12 protein-coding genes are annotated in these 18,505 nt (G+C 69.4%); all 12 read left to right on the top strand.

Annotated elements, in window-relative coordinates:
* Positions 1-255: 255 nt before the first annotated feature.
* The 12 genes from BIZ42_RS12090 (at position 256) to BIZ42_RS12145 (ending at position 18,503) form a co-directional block, all read left to right on the top strand.
* Positions 256-7,845 (top strand): ESPR-type extended signal peptide-containing protein, encoded by a 7,590-nt coding sequence (locus BIZ42_RS12090; protein ID WP_070426589.1) that lies wholly within the window; start codon positions 256-258, stop codon positions 7,843-7,845.
* 157 nt (positions 7,846-8,002) lie between these two features.
* The gene (locus BIZ42_RS12095; RefSeq protein ID WP_070427526.1) at positions 8,003-9,856 is read left to right on the top strand and encodes a S8 family peptidase; all 1,854 of its coding nucleotides are present in this window, start codon (positions 8,003-8,005) and stop codon (positions 9,854-9,856) included.
* Between the two features lie 125 nt (positions 9,857-9,981).
* Positions 9,982-11,709: a type II secretion system ATPase GspE gene (gspE, locus tag BIZ42_RS12100; RefSeq protein WP_019182544.1), complete on the top strand. Its 1,728-nt coding sequence runs from the start codon at positions 9,982-9,984 to the stop codon at positions 11,707-11,709.
* Between the two features lie 37 nt (positions 11,710-11,746).
* Positions 11,747-12,967, top strand: coding sequence for a type II secretion system F family protein (locus BIZ42_RS12105; RefSeq protein WP_070426590.1), 1,221 nt, complete (start codon positions 11,747-11,749; stop codon positions 12,965-12,967).
* A gap of 48 nt (positions 12,968-13,015) precedes the next feature.
* Positions 13,016-13,447, top strand: a complete 432-nt coding sequence (gene gspG / locus BIZ42_RS12110) for a type II secretion system major pseudopilin GspG (protein ID WP_019182542.1) — start codon at positions 13,016-13,018, stop codon at positions 13,445-13,447.
* Positions 13,448-13,537: 90 nt separating this feature from the next.
* Complete coding sequence (locus BIZ42_RS12115) at positions 13,538-13,957, top strand: GspH/FimT family pseudopilin (protein ID WP_070427528.1); 420 nt, start codon at positions 13,538-13,540, stop codon at positions 13,955-13,957.
* Positions 13,954-14,370: a prepilin-type N-terminal cleavage/methylation domain-containing protein gene (locus BIZ42_RS12120; RefSeq protein WP_070426591.1), complete on the top strand. Its 417-nt coding sequence runs from the start codon at positions 13,954-13,956 to the stop codon at positions 14,368-14,370. Before BIZ42_RS12115 ends, BIZ42_RS12120 begins: the two co-directional genes overlap by 4 nt.
* Positions 14,367-15,005, top strand: a complete 639-nt coding sequence (locus tag BIZ42_RS12125) for a type II secretion system protein J (RefSeq protein ID WP_070427527.1) — start codon at positions 14,367-14,369, stop codon at positions 15,003-15,005. Before BIZ42_RS12120 ends, BIZ42_RS12125 begins: the two co-directional genes overlap by 4 nt.
* On the top strand, positions 15,002-15,865 hold the full coding sequence (locus tag BIZ42_RS12130; protein ID WP_070426592.1) for a type II secretion system protein GspK: 864 nt from the start codon (positions 15,002-15,004) through the stop codon (positions 15,863-15,865). Before BIZ42_RS12125 ends, BIZ42_RS12130 begins: the two co-directional genes overlap by 4 nt.
* Complete coding sequence (locus BIZ42_RS12135; protein WP_070426593.1) at positions 15,862-17,010, top strand: PilN domain-containing protein; 1,149 nt, start codon at positions 15,862-15,864, stop codon at positions 17,008-17,010. Before BIZ42_RS12130 ends, BIZ42_RS12135 begins: the two co-directional genes overlap by 4 nt.
* On the top strand, positions 16,985-17,728 hold the full coding sequence (gene gspM, locus BIZ42_RS12140; RefSeq protein WP_237393503.1) for a type II secretion system protein GspM: 744 nt from the start codon (positions 16,985-16,987) through the stop codon (positions 17,726-17,728). Before BIZ42_RS12135 ends, gspM begins: the two co-directional genes overlap by 26 nt.
* A complete protein-coding gene (locus BIZ42_RS12145; protein WP_070426595.1) occupies positions 17,718-18,503 on the top strand; it encodes a general secretion pathway protein GspN in 786 nt (261 codons plus the stop codon). The genes gspM and BIZ42_RS12145 overlap by 11 nt, the downstream gene beginning before the upstream one ends.
* The last annotated feature ends 2 nt before the right edge of the window (positions 18,504-18,505 follow it).

The raw sequence follows: 18,505 nt of genomic DNA on the forward strand, positions 1-18,505 counted from the left end.
CGCACTTCGCGGTCATATGAATTTCAATGTCAAAGTCTTGACGTTGTTCAAACTGTACGTTAACACTGCATCCTCATTTCGACAGCGTTCAGTTCCACAGTAACCGCATGGATGGCGTGCACGCTGTAGGTATCTGCCAGCCATTGCGCACAACGCAGTAAATCAAGCGAAAAAACGCCCCCAGGGGACGTTGGACCACGCGGTCCGGCGTTGGCGTCGCTTTGCCTAAAACCAGCCTAATCAGGAGCCGCATCGATGAATCGGATTTATCGCAAGGTCTGGAACAAAGCACTGGGGCAGATGGTCGTCGCCTCGGAATTGGCCAGCAGCCAGTCCTCGGGTGTCGTCATCGATCAGCGCCGAACCTCTGGCGGACGCAACACCGCACTGCTCTGCGCCGCCATCGCGTTGACGCTGGGAGTGGGCATGGCAGGCGGCGCGCAGACAGCGCGTGCGCAGTCGGTGGAGGTGGGTGGGAACGCGAACTGCGTGGTTCTGAACAGCACGGTCATCGACAGCTGTGTCGTTGATGGCAATGCCACCGCCTCGGGCAGCAATGCGGTGGCGATCGGCAGCAACAGCACGGCCTCCGGGGCGAACAGCGTGGCGCTCGGCGCCGGCTCGAAGACCAACCGCGCCAACACGGTATCGGTGGGTGATGCGGGCAAGGAACGGCAGGTTACCAACGTGGCCGCCGGCACCGCCGCCACGGATGCGGTGAACAAGGCGCAGCTGGACAAGGTTGCGGTGGCAGCCGAAGGCGCGACCCGCTATTTCAAGGCCGACGGTGACGGCAACGATGCCGACGCGGCGAAGATCGATGGCGAAGGTGCACTGGCCGCAGGTGCCAGTGCCAACGCGGATGGTGACGGCGCAACGGCGCTGGGCCACAGCAGCCAGGCCATCGGCAATGCGACCACCGCAGTGGGCAGCGAAGCACTCGCGGTCGGCCTCGGGGCGAGCTCGTTCGGCCAGGGCAGCCTGGCCTTCGGTGATGCGAGCATCGCACTCGGCCAGAGCGCTGCGGCGTTCGGTCTGGGCGATGTCGCGCTCGGTGCATCGGCAGTGGCGGCCAGTGAAAACGGCGCAGCGACCGCGATTGGCGGTCTTGCCGAAGCCAGCGCCGATGGCGCGACCGCGATTGGTGGCGGCGCACTGGCTATCGGCCCGGGCAGCACCTCGCTGGGCCGCGGTGCGGCCAGTGCCGGCGAAGCGTCGGTGGCGGTCGGTGCGTTCAGCGTCGCGGTCGCCGATTTCAGTGCAACGCTCGGTGCGAATTCCGCTGCGGTTGCGGTAGGCAGCGTGGCGCTCGGCGCCGGCTCGTACGCCGATCGCGTCGACACGGTGTCGGTCGGCAATGCGCAGAACGGCCTGCGCCGCCAGATCACCAATCTCGCCGACGGCACCGATGACAGTGATGCGGTGAACAAGGCGCAGCTCGATGCCGTCGGCGGCGTCGCCGCCAACACGGACAAGTACTTCCAGGCCACCGGCAGCAGCGACAGCGATGCCGGTGCCTTCGCGGCAGGCGACAACGCTACGGCGATCGGTGAAGCGTCCAACGCGCTGGCCGATGGTGCGACCGCTCTCGGCAGCGGCGCCACGGTGACCGCGCAGAACGCGACGGCGGTCGGTTACAACGCCAGCGCCACCGGCCAGAACAGCGCGGCCTTCGGCACCAATGCGCAGGCCAACGGCCCGGGCAGCGTGGCGGTCGGCGGTGCTGCGGTGGATGCCGATGGCAATCCGCTGATCACCAATGGCGGCGTACCGGTCGATACCGGCGCGACCAGCGCCGGCGTGGGCGGCACGGCGGTCGGTGCAAGTGCGGAAGCCTCCGGGTTCGCTGCGTCGTCCTACGGCGTCGGCGCGTACGCGGCCGGTGCACAGGCGTCGGCCTTCGGCGCGGTGGCCAACGCCACCGGTGACTATTCCACTGCGGTCGGTACGCAGAGCGTGGCAACCGGCAACAGCAGCACGGCCATCGGTGGTCCGGCGGATCTGCTGCCGGGGCTGGGCTTCTTCGTGCAGACCCAGGCCAGCGGCGAAGCCGCCACGGCCGTCGGCGCAGGTGCGATCGCCAGCGGCGATTACGCCGTGGCCAACGGCACCCTGAGCGAAGCCTCGGGCACTGAAGCCACCGCCGTGGGCTACTTCGCCTATGCCCCGGGTGAGGGCGCTACCGCACTCGGCGCGGAGACCTGGGCCAGCGGTGAGCTGAGCACGGCGGTCGGTTTCTACAGCACCGCGCGCGGTGCCAACAGCGTCGCGCTCGGCGCCAACTCCACTGCCACCCGTGACAACACCGTCTCTGTCGGCGACGTTGGCAATGAGCGGCAGATCACCCATGTCGCTGCGGGCAGCGAAGCGACCGATGCGGTCAACAAGGCACAGCTCGATGCCGTCGCGACGTCGGCCTCGGCCACATCAGCGCAGTTCAAGGCAAACGGTGCGGCCGGCGGTGCGGTCGGTGCTTACGCGCAGGGTGAGGATGCGCTGGCGGCCGGTGAGGCCAGCAACGCATTGGGGGCCGGTGCAACGGCAGTGGGTGGCGGCGCGACCGCCGTCGGCGATGACACCGTCGCGCTGGGCCGTAACAGCAGCGCCACCGGCAACGGCAGCGTCGCCATCGGTGGGCTGGGCCAGGCCTACGACGAATACAACCAGCCGCTGGTCGATGACCAGGGCAATGCGATCCTGATCGGTGCGACCGCGGCGCCGGACAGCGTGGCGGTCGGTGCCGGTGCACAGGCTACCGGCACCACCAGCAACGCCTTCGGCAGCGGCGCGCAGGCCACCGGCAGCAACAGCCTGGCCAGCGGCTACAAGGCCCGCGCGACCGGCGACTACAGCGTGGCGCAGGGCGACAATGCCTTCGCCAGTGGCGAAGAAACCACGGCCACCGGTGCCTATGCATGGGCCACTGCCGATGGCGCCACCGCCTTCGGTTCCAGTGCATGGGCGACCGAAGCCAACGCGACCGCAGTCGGCCAGTCGGCCTGGGCCAGCGGCACCGGATCGACCTCGATCGGCTACAACAGCTGGGCGCGCGGCAGCAGTTCCACCGCGCTCGGCCGTGGTGCCTTCGGCTACGGCGACAACAGCGTCGCCGTCGGCTTCCAGGCCCTGGGCAACAGCATCAACACCATCGCCATCGGCACCAATGTGGTGGCCGGCGGTGAAAGCGCGATCGGCATCGGGGCGGGCAGCAATGCCAGTGCGTCCAACAGCGTGGCGCTCGGCGCGGGTGCGGTCGCTGATCGTGCCTACACCGTCTCGGTCGGCAACGATGGCCGGCAGCGCCAGATCACCCAGGTTGCCGCCGGTACCGAAGGCAGTGATGCGGTCAATCTCGATCAGCTGAGCGCAGCCACCGATCAGTTCCAGGCCAGCGGTGACGGTGTTGCCGTGGCAGGTGGCGAGGAGAGTGTGGCCGCCGGCGCAAATGCGGCGACCGATGGCGACTACGCCACTGCCGTGGGCTCGAGCAGCTTCGCGGCCGGTACCGGCGCATCGGCTGTCGGCAGTGGTGCCTTTGCCTTGGCCGACAACGCCAGTGCCGTCGGCTTCAACGCCGTGGCCAGCGGTGCCAACGCAAGCGCAACCGGTGCCAACGCACAGGCGACCGCCGAATACGCAACAGCCAGCGGTGCCGAAAGCCTGGCCTCGGGTGAGCAGAGCACCGCGACCGGTGCGGCCAGCGTCGCCTCCGGCGCCGGCAGCCTGGCCGGTGGCGCGCTGTCCGACGCGGCCGGTGAAGAGTCCGTGGCGTTGGGCTACTTCAGCAGCGCCAGTGGCGACGGCGCGACCGCGGTAGGCGCCGAAAGCGTGGTCAGTGGCACGCTGTCGGCCGGCTATGGCTTCGCCTCCGAAGCCACCGCCAACTACACCACCGCGATCGGCGGGTATGCCGTGGCCTCGGCCTTCAACGCCACCGCGCTGGGCAGCTTCGCGCAGGCGACCGGCTCCAACAGCGTGGCCCTCGGTGGTGATGCTGAAGCGACTGGTGCGTACAGCACCGCCACCGGCCAGGGCAGCCTGGCCAGTGGCATCAACAGCGTGGCCGTCGGTGGGGCGCTGTTCGGCCTGCTGCCTACCGAAGCGTCGGGCAATTACTCCACGGCTGTCGGTGGTGGGGCATGGTCGCCCGGCGTGAACAGCACCGCGCTCGGCAATGCAGCAACCTCCACCGGGGCCAACAGCGTTGCGCTGGGCGCGGACTCGATCGCCGACCGCGATGACAGCGTCTCGGTCGGCAGCGCCGATGCGCAGCGCCAGATCACCCACGTCGCCGCCGGTACCGACGGCACCGATGCGGTGAACGTAAACCAGTTGAATGCGGTGGCCGATGCGGCCGCCACCACCAGCAAGTACTTCCAGGCCAGTGGCAGTGCCGACAGCGATGCCGGTGCCTACGTGGAAGGCGACAACGCGCTGGCTGCCGGTGAGGCCGCCAACGCCATCGGCAACGGCGCCAGCGCACTCGGCAGCGGCGCCACCGCCATCGCGGACAACGCCACGGCCGTCGGTTTCAATGCCCTGGCCAGCGCTGACGGCGCCGCGGCCCTGGGCAGTGACGCGCAGGCGACCGGCGACGACAGCGTGGCGATCGGCAACGGCGCCAGTGCCAGCGAGATCGGTGCGAGCGCCACCGGCGCCGGTGCACAGGCCGGTGGTGCATACGCCACAGCGACCGGCAGCCAGTCCACGGCGGCCGGCCAGCAGGCCACCGCCAATGGCTTCCGCGCCAATGCCTCCGAAGCCGGTGCATCGGCCTTCGGCAGTTACAGCGAAGCGACCGGCCAGCTGTCGTCCGCGCTGGGCTACGGGGCGGTCGCCTCCAACGCCTACGCCGTGGCGGTGGGTGCGGCCTCGACGGCCTCCGGCGCTGGTGCGGTGGCGGTGGGTGAGTACTCCGAAGCCACCGGCGATGAAAGCGTGGCGATCGGTGGCACGACCTTCTTCGGTCTGCTGCCGTCGCGCGCATCGGGTACCGGTGCCTCGGCCTTCGGTGCGGGCGCGTGGGCAACCGATGATTACGCCACGGCAATCGGCTGGAACTCGTGGGCCGATGCGGGCAATGCCACGGCACTGGGTGCCAGTGCCAGCGCGGAAGGCGTGAACAGTGTTGCGCTCGGCGCCGGTTCCACCGCGGATCGCGACAACTCGGTCTCGGTCGGCACCGCCACCGCGCAGCGGCAGATCACCAACGTCGCCGCTGGTACGGAAGGCACCGACGCGGTGAACGTCGATCAGCTCAGTGCGGTCGCCGATGTGGCCGAAACCACCAGCCGGTTCTTCCAGGCCTCGGGCAGCGGCAACGGCGATGACGTCGGCAGCTTCGTCGACGGGGCGTATGCCACTGCGGCGGGTGAGGCGGCCAATGCGTTCGGTACCGGGGCCTCGGCCTACGGCAGCGGCGCGCTGGCGTCGGGGCGCAACGCCTCTGCGTCGGGCTTCAACGCCTCGGCCACGGCTGACTCGGCGACCGCCATCGGTGGTGCGCTGTATTACGAAGATGAGAACGGCAACGTGTTGCTCGACAAGGCCACCAGCGCCAGCGCCGTCGGTGCCACCGCGCTCGGTGCGGGGGCGCAGGCCGACGGAAGCTTCAGCACCGCGACCGGTGCCGGTGCCACGGCGGCCGGGCTGCAGTCCTCTGCTTTCGGTTACAGCGCCGAAGCCGGCAGCGACTACAGCACCGCCGTCGGTACGTTCAGCGCGGCCAGCGGCGCGCGCACCACGGCGTTGGGCTACGGGGCCGAAGCCAGTGGCGATTACGCCTCCGCACTGGGCTGGGGCAGCGCCGCGTCGGGCAGCTACGCCAATGCGATCGGCTACGCATCACAGGCCAGCGGCGACAACAGTGTGGCTGCCGGTTCCAACGCCTGGGCAACCGCGGCACGCACCACGGCGGTCGGGCAACTGGCCTGGGCGACCTCGCAGGGGTCCACTGCCATCGGCCAGGACAGCTATGCCTACAGCGGCATCAATGCCACCGCACTGGGCACCAGTTCGTCGGCCAGTGGTGCCGGCAGCGTCGCGCTAGGCGCCGGTGCCCGCACCAGTGAAGCCAACGTGGTCTCGGTCGGTGGCGGTAACGGCACCACCGGCCCGGCGACGCGGCGCATCACCAATGTCGGGGATGCGGTCAATGCCAGTGACGCGGTGACCAAGTCGCAGCTGGATTCGGTCGCTGCGACGGCCGATGCGGTCGGCAAGCACTTCCAGGCCAGCGGCAGCGGCGTGGCCACGGCCAGCGGCAGTGATGCACTCGCCGCCGGTTCCGGCGCCACCGCCAGCGCAACCCGCAGCAGTGCACTGGGTACCGCGGCGGTCGCCTCGGCCACTGGCGCCACCGCGGTCGGTGCCGATGCCTCGGCACGCGGTGCCAACAGCACCGTGATTGGTCGCCAGGCCTCCACCAATGCCACCAACGGCGTGGCGATCGGCAACGGTGCGTTCGCCAGCAACGGGGCCAACAGCATCGCGATCGGGTCGGCGGCAGGTGTCTCCGGTGCCAACGCTGTGGCCTTGGGCGCCGGCTCGCGCGCGGTGGAAGCCAATGTGGTCTCGGTCGGCGGCGGCAACGGGACGGACGGTCCGGCCACGCGCCGCATCGTCAACGTGGGTGCCGGTCGCATCGCCGCCGGCAGCACCGATGCGGTGACCGGCGGCCAGCTCAACACCACCAACCAGCGCGTGGGTGCGGTGGAAACCCAGGTCGGTGATATCGACACCCGGATCGGCTCGGTCGAGAACGTCACCGCCAATGCGCTGACCTACGACGACAGCAGCCGCGACACGCTCACCCTCTCGGGTCTGCAGGGCACCACGCTCGACAACGTCGGCAGCGGTTCGATCGCATCCGGCAGCCGCCAGGCGATCAACGGCGGGCAGCTGTTCCAGTCGCTCACCGATGTCGCCACCTTCCTCGGCGGCGGGGCCAGTGTCGGCATGCAGGGCGTGTTCGTTGCGCCGAACTATGTGATCCAGGGCGCGACGTACAGCAACGTGGGCGATGCACTGGGCGCGCTGGACCGCAAGGTCAGCGACCTCGATCAGCGTGTTGCCGGTGGCAGCAGTGGCAGTGCACGTGCACGGACTGCCTCGCTGGCGACTGCCAGCGTCGCAGCGGACACCAGCGGTGTGCAGGAGGCCAGCGTCATCAGTGCTGCCAGCGAAACCGCCGTCCCCAACGTGCAAGGTGCGCCGACCGCTGCAAGTGTCGGCAGCAGTCAGCCGATCAACGCGCCGGCCGCCGCACCTGCCGCCGTCAACGCGGTGGCGATGGGTGACGGTGCCGTGGCAAGCGGGGCCTCGGCCACGGCCATCGGCCAGGGCGCGACCGCCTCGGCGGCCAACTCGGTGGCGCTGGGCCAGGGCTCGGTCGCCGATCGTGCCGACACCGTCTCGGTCGGCAGCGTCGGCAACGAGCGACAGGTCGCCAACGTCGCGGCCGGTACGCAGGCCACCGATGCGGTCAACAAAGGCCAGCTGGATGGCGGCATCGCGACCGCCAACAGCTACACCGACCAGCGCTTCACCTCGATGGCCGACAGCTTCGACATCTACAAGGGCGAGATCGACCAGCGCCTGCGTCACCAGGACCGCCGCATCGATCGCCAGGGCGCGATGAGCGCGGCCATGCTCAACATGGCAACCAGCGCCGCCGGCGTGCGCACCCAGAACCGCGTCGGTGTCGGCGTCGGTTTCCAGGGCGGCGAATCGGCCCTGTCGCTGGGCTACCAGCGTGCGCTCAGCGAGCGCGCCACGGTGACCCTGGGCGGTGCCTTCAGCAGTGATGACAGCTCGGTCGGCGTGGGTGCCGGCTTTGGCTGGTAAGCCGTTTCAACGCAGGGCCGTGCGCGGCCCCGCCGCAACGCAATGCAAGGCCTGAGGGGGCGGGTCACGGGAACCCTGGCCAGGGCCGGCCAGGGAGCTCGCATGGAGTGTTGGCCTGAACAGTCGTTTGATCCATGACCTTGAAGAGGACGTCAACGTGACCAGTAAGCAGAACCTTCGCATCAATGTGCTGGCAGCCGCCGTGCTGTCGTTGTCCGCAGGCGCCAGCGCCTATGCCGCGGGCCTGCCGGCCAAGGAACCGGTGCGCCAGCCGGCTGCCGCCCAGGGCGCAGAGCGCATCATCGTCAAGTACCGCCCCGGCAGTGCCGCGGCCACGGATCGTTCGACCAAGCTGACGGCCGTGCAGTCGGCGGTCGCCCGCGCCAGTGTCGGTGGCTCCGCCGCCGGGCGTGCCAGCGCGGTGAACCCGCAGATCGTGCGCAAGCTCGGTGTCGGTGCCGATCTGATCCGCCTGCAGGGCCGCTTGAGCCCTGCCGAACTGCAGAAGGTGCTGGCCGAGATCAAGGCCGATCCTTCCGTGCAGTACGCCGAAGTGGACGTGAAGCTGCAGCGCACCGATGTGCGCCCGCGCGACGCGACCCCGCAGCTGGTGCCGAACGATCCGTACTACGCGCAGTACCAGTGGCATCTGAACAGCGCTACCGGCGGCATAAATGCGCCGGCCGCGTGGGACATCGCCCAGGGCGAAGGCGTGGTGGTGGCGGTGCTCGATACCGGCATCCTGCCGCAGCATCCGGACTTCTCCGGCAATCTGCTGGAAGGCTACGACTTCATCAGCGACGCGGAAACCTCCCGCCGCGCCACCGATGACCGCGTGCCCGGCGCGCTGGATTACGGTGACTGGGTGGAGAACGACAACGAATGCTATGCCGGCTCGCTGGCCGATGACAGTTCCTGGCACGGCACCCACGTGGCCGGCACCATCGCCGAGTCCACCAACAATGGCGTCGGCATGGCAGGCGTCGCGTACAAGGCCCGCGTGCTGCCGGTGCGCGTGCTCGGCAAGTGCGGCGGCTACCTCTCCGACATCGCCGATGCGATCACCTGGGCCTCCGGCGGCACCGTAGCCGGCGTCCCGGCCAATGCCAACCCGGCCGAGGTCATCAACATGAGCCTGGGCGGTGGTGGCGCATGCGATGCGCTCTACCAGGATGCCATCAACGGTGCGGTATCGCGTGGCACCACCGTGGTGGTCGCCGCCGGCAACTCGGCCTCCAACGCGGCCAACTTCCGGCCGGCCAGCTGCGCCAACGTGGTGGCGGTCGGCGCCACCCGCATCACCGGCGGCATCGCCTACTACTCCAACTTCGGCCCGGTCGTGGATCTGTCCGGCCCGGGCGGCGGCGGCAGCGTGGACGGCAACCCGGGCGGTTACGTGTGGCAGTCCGGCTACAACGGCCTGACCACGCCGACCTCCGGTGCCTACAGCTACATGGGCATGGCCGGTACCTCGATGGCCTCTCCGCACGTTGCGGCGGTGGCGGCGCTGGTGCAGGGCGCGGTCGCCGCGGCCGGCAAGGATCCGCTCACCCCGGCCGCGCTGGAAGCACTGCTCAAGCAGACCGCGCGGGCGTTCCCGGTGACCATCCCGACCGCCACCCCGATCGGCACCGGCATCGTCGATGCCAAGGCGGCCCTGGACAAGGCGCTGGAAGAAGAATGCACCGAGAACTGCGGCCCGGTGGCGACCCCGCTGACCAACAAGGTCGCCGTGGGTGGTCTGAGCGGCGCCGGTGGCAGCGAAGTGCTTTACAGCTTCGAGGCGCAGGCCGGCAAGGTACTGAGCCTGCTCACCTATGGCGGCAGCGGCAACGTCTCGGTGTATGTGAGCCAGGGCAAGGAGCCGACCGCGACCGCGTTCGATGCCAAGTCCACGCGGCCGGGCAACAGTGAAACCGTGCGCTTCACCGCACCGGTGGCCGGAACGTATTACATCAAGGTGGTGGGCGAGTCCGCGTTCAGCGGCGTGAGCATTCTCGCCAACCAGTAATACGGGTCAAACGCCACGGGAGTCCGTCATGTGACGGGCTCCCGTTTTTACATCTGGACGGTGTGGAATCCCGCGTACGATCGCGGTGAACTGCTAAAGTCGCAGCGGTTGCCAGGAGAAGATTCTTGAACGCGGTTGCCCAGGACCCCACTGCAGAATCCACCGCTGAATCCCGCATCGTCGGGGTATTGCTGGAGAAAGGCCGGCTCAAGGACAGCGATCTGGCCCGCGCGCGTCCGCTGCACCGTGAATCCGGCGGCAGCCTGCTCGGCCTGCTGGTCCGCCTGGGGCTGGTATCAGAGCGCGACCATGCACAGACCTGCGCCGAGGTTCTCGGCCTGCCGCTGCTCGACGCCAAGGCCGTGCCGGAATCGCCGCCCGAAGCGCTGCTGGACGGGCTGCCGCTGACGGTGCGATTCCTCAAGCAGTTCCATGTCTGCCCCCTCGCATTGCAGGACGACGCGCTGGATCTGTGGCTGTCCGATCCACAGGACCCGTATGCGGCCGATGCCGTGCAGCTGGCGATGGCGCTGCCGGTCCGCCTGCATGTCGGCCTGCGCTCGGAAATCGATGATCTGATCGAGCGCTGGTTCGGCCAGGGCCGCAGCGCGATGGGCGCGATCATCGAAACCGCGGACGGTGAAGGTGCGGCGGTCGACGACATCGAACACCTGCGCGACCTGGCGTCCGAAGCGCCGGTGATCCGGCTGGTCAACCTCGTGATCCAGCGGGCGGTGGAACTGCGCGCCTCCGATATTCATATCGAACCGTTCGAGAATCGCCTGAAGGTGCGTTACCGCGTAGACGGCGTGCTGATCGAAGGGGAAAGCCCGCCGGTGAATCTCACCGCTGCGGTGATCAGCCGCATCAAGATCATGGCGCGGCTCAACATCGCCGAACGTCGCCTGCCGCAGGACGGCCGCATCATGCTGCGCGTGCAGGGCAAGGAACTGGACCTGCGCGTGAGCAGCGTACCGACCGCGCACGGCGAAAGCGTGGTCATGCGCCTGCTCGACCGCGACACCGTGGTGTTCGATTTCCATCGGTTGGGGTTCACCGAGGCGTTCCTGCCGCAGTTCCGCAAGGTGCTGGAACAGCCACACGGCATCCTGCTGGTCACCGGCCCGACCGGTTCGGGCAAGACCACCACGCTGTACACCGCGCTGAGCCAGCTCAATACGGCCGACGTCAAGATCATCACCGTCGAAGATCCGGTGGAGTACCAGATCGAAGGCATCAACCAGATCCAGGCCAAGCCGCAGATCGGGCTGGATTTCGCCAATGCGCTGCGCAGCATCGTGCGCCAGGACCCGGACATCATCATGATCGGTGAAATGCGCGATCTGGAAACCGCGCGCATCGCGATCCAGTCCGCGCTCACCGGCCACCTGGTGCTGTCCACGCTGCACACCAACAATGCCGCTGGCGGCATCACCCGCCTGCTCGACATGGGCGTGGAAGATTATCTGCTCACCTCCACCATCAACGGCATCCTGGCCCAGCGCCTGGTGCGCAGGCTGGAGCCCCAGCACGCCCAGCGCTATCGCGCATCGCCCGAAGAGATCGAAAAATTCGGCCTGCGCCGGCTGCAGCCGGAGGGTGAGATTTTCCTGTATCGCGCGCAGCCCTCGGCGATCGCACCGACCGGATACCTGGGCCGGACCACCATCGTGGAATTCCTGGTGATGAACGATGCGCTGCGCAGTGCGGTGATGCGTCGGGCCGGGATGGGCGAGATCGAGCAGATCGCGCGTGCCGCGGGCATGCGCACCATGTACGAAGACGGGCTGTCCAAAGCCCTGCAGGGCCACACCACGCTGGAAGAAGTGCTGCGCGTGACGGAGGATGCCTGATGCGTGCCTGCGGCCAACACCGGGTGGGCGGCTGAGCATGCCCCAGTACCGCTACAAGGCGCTCAATGCCCACGGCGAACTGTTCGATGGCCAGATGGAGGCAGCCAGCGAAGCGGAGGTCGCCGCGCGGCTGCAGGACCAGGGCCACATGCCGATGGAGGCACGTCTGGCCAGCGAGAGTGCCGCTGGGGCGTCGTCGTGGCTGGCGCTGCTGCGCCGCAAGCCGTTCGATGGCGGCGCGCTGGTGCAGTTCACCCAGCAGCTGGCCACGCTGCTCGGTGCCGGCCAGCCGCTGGACCGCGCGCTGAGCATCCTGCTGGAACTGCCCGAAGACGAGCGTACCCGGCGCGTCATCACCGACATCCGCGACATCGTGCGCGGTGGCGCACCACTCTCGACCGCGCTGGAACGCCAGCACGGATTGTTCTCCCGGCTGTACATCAACATGGTGCGCGCCGGTGAGGCCGGCGGCAGCCTGCACGACACCCTGCAGCGGCTGTCGGATTACCTCGAGCGCAGCGCCGAGCTGAAAGGGCGCGTGATCAACGCGCTGATCTACCCGGCGATCCTGTTGGCGGTGGTTGGCGGTGCGCTGCTGTTCCTGCTGGGTTACGTCGTGCCGCAATTCGCGCTGATGTACGAGAGCCTGGATGTCGCGCTGCCCTGGTTCACCCAGTCGGTGCTCACCGCCGGGCTGGTGGTGCGCGAAGGCTGGCTCATCATGATCGTGGTGCCGGCCGTGATCGCGCTGGTAGTGGAACGGCGGCTGCGGCAACCGGCCGCGCGCCTGGCCGTGGATGGCTGGCTGCTGCAGCGCAAAGGCATCGGCCCGCTGCTGGGCAAGCTGGAGACCGCACGCCTGGCCCGCACGCTGGGCACGCTGCTGCGCAACGGCGTGCCACTGCTGTCCGGCCTGGGCATCGCGCGCAATGTGTTGAGCAACCGCGCGCTGGCTGCCGACGTGGATGCCGCCAGCGACGAGGTCAAGAATGGCAACGGGCTGTCGGCCTCGCTGTCGCGGGGCAAGCGGTTTCCGCGGCTGGCATTGCAGATGATCCAGGTCGGCGAGGAATCCGGTGCGCTGGATACGATGCTGCTCAAGACCGCCGATACGTTCGAGCAGGAAAGCGCGCGCGCGATCGACCGTCTGCTGTCGGCACTGGTGCCGGTGATCACCCTGGTGCTGGCCTCGGTGGTCGGCCTGGTGATCGTGGCCGTGCTGGTGCCGCTGTACGACCTGACCAATGCCATCGGCTGACCGGCCGCTGGTCAACACCCCTACGATTCGATGCAAGGAGCCTGCCACATGCAACGCCGCCGCCTGACCCGCTTCTCTTCCGCGCGCCACCAGTCCGGCATGAGCCTGCTGGAAATCATCATCGTCATCGTGCTGATCGGCGCGGTGCTGACCCTGGTCGGCAGCCGAGTGCTCGGCGGCGCCGACCGTGGCAAGGCCAACATCGCCAAGGCGCAGGTGCAGACCATGGCCGGCAAGATCGACAACTACCAGCTGGACACCGGCAAGCTGCCGGCCAAGCTGGAGGATCTGGTCACCCAGCCCAGCGGCAGTGCGGGCTGGCTCGGTCCGTACGCCAAGCCGGCCGATCTCAACGACCCGTGGGGCCACGCGCTGGAGTACCGCGTCCCGGGCGAAGGCCAGCCGTACGACCTGATCAGCCTGGGCAAGGATGGCAAGGTGGGCGGCAGCAGTTACGACGCGGACATCCGGTACGAGTAATCGGCATTGGGAGCACTGTGGTCCACGCCGAGCAGACCGCCGCGCCGCGTGCCCACGGGCGTGCATGCGCATGGCCTGTCGTTGCTGGAGATGCTGCTGGTGGTCGCGCTGATCGCCATCATCGGCGTGGTCACCGCCACCGCGATGAACGGCGGCATCGACGGCATGCGCCTGCGCAATGCCGGCAAGGAAATCGCCACCCAGCTGCGTTACACGCGTACCCAGGCGATCGCTACCGGGCAGACCCAGCGCTTCGTGATCGACCCGCGTGCGCGGACGTGGCAGGCGGCCAACGGCCGCCACGGGCAGATCCCGGCGGCGTTGGATGTACGGTTCCGTGGCGCCGGCCAGCTCGGTGCCGCACCCGGGCAGGGCGCGATCGCCTTCTTCGCCGACGGCGCCGCCAGTGGCGGCACCATCGAAGTGAGCACGCGGGGCGCAGCCTGGGACATCCACGTGGGCTGGATCACCGGCGAAGTGCGTGCCGGCCCGCGCCGGGAGGGCCGATGAGGCGCCAGCGTGGGTATTCGCTGCTGGAGGTGATCATCGCCTTCGCGCTGCTGGCGCTTGCGCTGACCCTGCTGCTGGGCAGCCTGTCCGGCGCGGCGCGCCAGGTCGGGCAGGCCGACGTACGCAGCCGCGCGACACTGTATGCGCAATCATTGCTGGCCAGCACGGGGGTGGAAAGCCCCTTGCAGGAAGGCAGCACGCAGGGAGAGTGGGAGCAGGGCAGGTACCGCTGGCAACTGCAGGTGGCGCCCTACCAGGAGCCCCGCAGCGCTACCGGTCCGGTCACGGTGGACGTTGGCGGCCCGACCCTGGCACAGATCACCCTGCAGGTACGCTGGGGCGAGGGCAATGGCGAGCAGCTGCAATGGCGCAGCCTGCGCCTGTTGCCGCCGGTGCCGGGCGCACCACGATGACAGCACGCGCACGCCGGGCCGCCGGCTTCACCCTGATCGAAATCCTGCTGGCGACCGCCTTGCTCGTCGGCGGCCTGGCGTTGGCCTTCGCCACGGTGCGCTCGGCCATGGCCATCAGCCAACGCGGCGAGCGCATGGCCGCGCAGAACGAGCGCATGCGCGCGGTGGAAGGTTTCCTGCGGCGGCGCCTGTCCACCGCACTGGTGATCGCGACCACCCCGCCGGACCCGACCCGCGATCCGGTGTATTTCATGGGCGAGCCGCAGCGCATGCTGTTCGTCTCGGATCTGCCGGGCTATCTGGGTCGCGGCGGGCCGTATGCACACGAGCTGCAGGTCCGCCATGCCGCGGGCGCCGAGCAGCTGGAGGTCGCGCTGACCCTGCTGCAGAACGGCGAGGCGATCGAGGAAGATCCGCCACGCCCGCCGGAAATGCTGGCCGATCAGCTGCGCGAGGTGCGCTTCCGTTATCGCGGCACCGACCCGCGCACCGGTCAGTTGACGCCGTGGCTGGACCGCTGGGATGACACCCGCCGCCTGCCGTTGCTGGTCTCGATCGAGATCGTGCCGCTGCAGGGGCCGGCCTGGCCGCCGATGATCGCCGCACTGCCTCCGTCACGTGGGGATCGCCGATGAGGCCGGTACGTGGCGCCGCGCTCGTCCTGGTGTTGTGGCTGATCGCCCTGCTGACCGCGGTGGTCGGCGCGTTCGCCCTGAGCGCGCGCGTGGAGCACATGCAGCAGCGCGTGATCGGTGACGATGCCATCGGGCAGGAGTATGCGCGCGCAGGGCTGGAGTACGCGCTGCACCGCCTGCAGCCGCGCGCCACCCAGCCGGCCTGGGTTGCCGATGGCCGCCGCTACCGGTGGACGTTCGATACGCGCCGGATCGATCTGACGATCCTCGATGAGAACGGCAAGATCAATCTGAACCTGGCCGACGTGAGCCTGCTCAACGCGTTCCTGCGTGCGATGGGGGAGGAGCCCGGGCGCGCCCAGCAGCTGGCCGGCGCCATCGTCGACTGGCGTGACGCGGACAGCCTCAAACAGCCCGGTGGCGGCGCGGAGACGCCCGATTACCTCGCCGCCGGGCTGCCCTACGGCGCACGCAACGCGCGCTATGAGACGGTCGGCGAGCTGCAGCGCGTGCTCGGCATGGAGGCGGACCTGTATGCGCGGATGGAGCCGATGCTGACCCTGTACAGCCGCCAGGCACGGCCTGACCCGCGCGTTGCCGCAGGCCCGGTGCTGACCGCACTGGGGCTGGATGCAGAGCGCCTGCTGGCCGAACGCGAACGCGCAGCGGCCGCTGATGAAGCTGGATTGCCGGTCGCGCCGCTTGCAGGTGGCAGTGGCACCTATAGTATCGAGAGTCGCGCCACGGACGAACGCGGCCGGGTATCGGTACTGCGCGCCGTGGTGAGGATGGGGTCGGCAGGCACGCCGGGAACGGCATACACAGTACTTCGCTGGGAACAGGGAATGGCAGCAAGATGACGGCATGGCGTGACAGTCTGGTGCGGGCCCGCGGGCGCGTGTCGCCCGGCGTGGGCAGCAGCCTGCGCTGGTGGCGGCAGTCGTTGCTGGCCTGGCTGCCGGTGCGGTGGCAATGGGCGATGGGCTGGTCGCGTTCGCGCCTGCTGCTGCTGCGCGAGGGCGAGTTACTGCGCCTGCAGCGACAGACCGGCGAGCAGATCGAGGCCATCGTGGAGCTGCCGTGGCCGGTCCCGCCCGCCGCGCTCGATGGCGTGCTCGATGCGCGCCTGCGCAGCCTGCCCCGGCACTGGTTGCTGCCGGTCGGGAGCGTGCTGCGCCGTCCGCTGCGCTTGCCGGCGGCCGCCGCCGAGCGGCTGCGCGATGTGGTCGGATTCGAAATCGATCGGCAGACCCCGTTCGATGCCAGCCAGGTGAGCTATGACGTGCGCGAGCTCGGGGCCTTGCCGGATGGCCAGCTGCAGGTCGAGCTGGTGGTGATCCCGCGCGCGCAGCTGGACCAGTGGGCGCAGCAGGCCGGGCCATGGGCACAGGCGGTGGCCGGCGTCGATGCAGTGGATGCCGCTGGCCGGCCGCTCGACGTCAACCTGCTGCCGCTGGCGCAGCGGCAGCCCTATCGCGACCCGATGGCACGCTGGAACTGGCTCCTGGCCGCGAGCGCGATCGTGCTGCTCGCGTTGGCCGGCCACCAGCTGCTGGACAACCGCCAGGCCGCGGCGGACCAGCTGCGCGCGCAGGTGGATGACGCCGCGCGTGATGCGCGCCGGGTCGCGGCCGAGCGCCAGCAGTTGCAGAGCCTGGTCGAAGGCGCCGCGTTCCTGGAAGGCCGGCGCGGCGAGCACGCCAGTACCGTGGAACTGTGGAACGAGCTGACCCGCCTGCTGCCCGATGGCACCTATCTGGAAAAACTCTCGATCGAAGGCAACACACTGCAGTTGATCGGGCTCAGCCGCGAAGCCTCGCAGCTGGTGCCGCTGCTGCAGGACTCGCCGCTGTGGCGCAAGGTCAACCTGACCGGCGTGCTGCAGGCCGATGGGGCAACCAGCGGCCGCGACCGTTTCACGCTGACGGCCGAGCTGCAGCCGCTGCCCGGTGCGGCCCCGCCCGCGAAGGAGGTTGCCGATGGCAGCACAACCGACGCGCCGTGATCGCTGGCTCGCGCTGGGCCTGCTGCTGGCGGTGATCGCCGTGGCGTACCTGCTGCTCGTGCACCCGTGGTTGACCCGCCCCCTGCTGGCGATCAATGCCGACATCGCCGCCGTGCAGGAGCGCCAACAGCGCGTGGATGCGCAGCTGGCGCAGCGCGGGCAGATCGCCACCCAGCTGCGCGAGGTGCAGGCCGCCCTGGAGGGCCGCCCTGGCTTCCTGCGCGAGGCCACTGCCGAATCGGCCGCCGCGGCGCTCTCCAGCCGCCTGCAGGATGCGGTGGCGTCGGCCAGTCCGGGCAACCGCAGCTGCACGATCAGCAATCGCACCCCGCTGCCCGATGCCAATCGCGAGGCTGCCTTCCCGCGTGTGGCCCTGCAGGTGCGCCTGCGCTGCGGCGTGCCGGAAATGGCGGCCGTGCTGCACACGCTGGAGACCGGCAGCCCGCGCCTGTTCGTGGAGAACCTCAACCTGCTCGCGCAGCGCTTCCAGCAGTCGCCCAGCGAAACCGGCACCGGCCTGGATGTGTCCTTCGAACTGGTCGGTCATCTGCGCCCGGGCGCAGCGCTGGAACCTGACGCGCCCGCGCCGGCCCCACTGCCACCGCCGTCCGGGCAGGATGCCGGGCAGGACGGCGGCCCGGATGCGGCCCCGCCCAGCGATGCAGCCGAGCCCGCGCCCGCACCGGACGCTGCCGGGGAGGCCCAGCATGAAGCTTGAAGCAGCTGGCCTGCGGACCTGGTGGCTGGGCGGCATCGCCCTGTGGGCGCTGGCGATCTGGATCGCCACGCTGTTCGGCCTGGGCCAGCGCATCGCGCCGGCCACCGACGGCGATATGGGTCCTGCGCCGCTGCCCCACCTGGCTCCCGCCGCGCCCGAGCGCATGAGCTCGGCCAGCACCTATGCCCAGATCGGCGCCCGCCCGCTGTTCGCCGAAGATCGCCAACCGCGCCCGTACCTGCTCGGTGGCACCGAACAGGGCACCGCCAGCAGCGTCTCACTGACCGGCGTGCTGCTTACACCGGGTTTCGGGATGGCGATCCTGACCACCGACCAGCGCCAGTCGCTGCGACTGCGGCTGAATGGTGAAGCGGTGAACGGCTGGCAACTGCTGGCGCTGGAACCGCGCCGCGCCACCGTCAGTGGCCCCGGTGGCACGCAGGTCCTGGAATTGCCGGTGTTCAATGGGCAGGGCGGTGAACCACCGACGGTGCTGGGCGCTACGCCGCTCACCGCGGTGCCTCCGGCCGGTGCCGGCGCGCGCCCGATCAATGGCGCCGCAGCGATGCCCGCACCGGCGCCGGGCGCATCACCTGCGCCGCAGGCAGCGACGCCATCGAATGCGGGGGCCCCCGCGCAGAGCGCGCAGGGTCCCAGCGAAGCCGACATGAAGGCGATCCGCGAGCGCATCCAGGCGCGTCGCCAGCAATTGCAGCAGCAACAGCAACAGCAGTCGCAGCAACCGCCCGCGGGCGGCTCCGGCCACAACCCTTAGAG

Source organism: Stenotrophomonas sp. LM091, assembly GCF_001806305.1.
Lineage (GTDB): Bacteria > Pseudomonadota > Gammaproteobacteria > Xanthomonadales > Xanthomonadaceae > Stenotrophomonas > Stenotrophomonas bentonitica_A.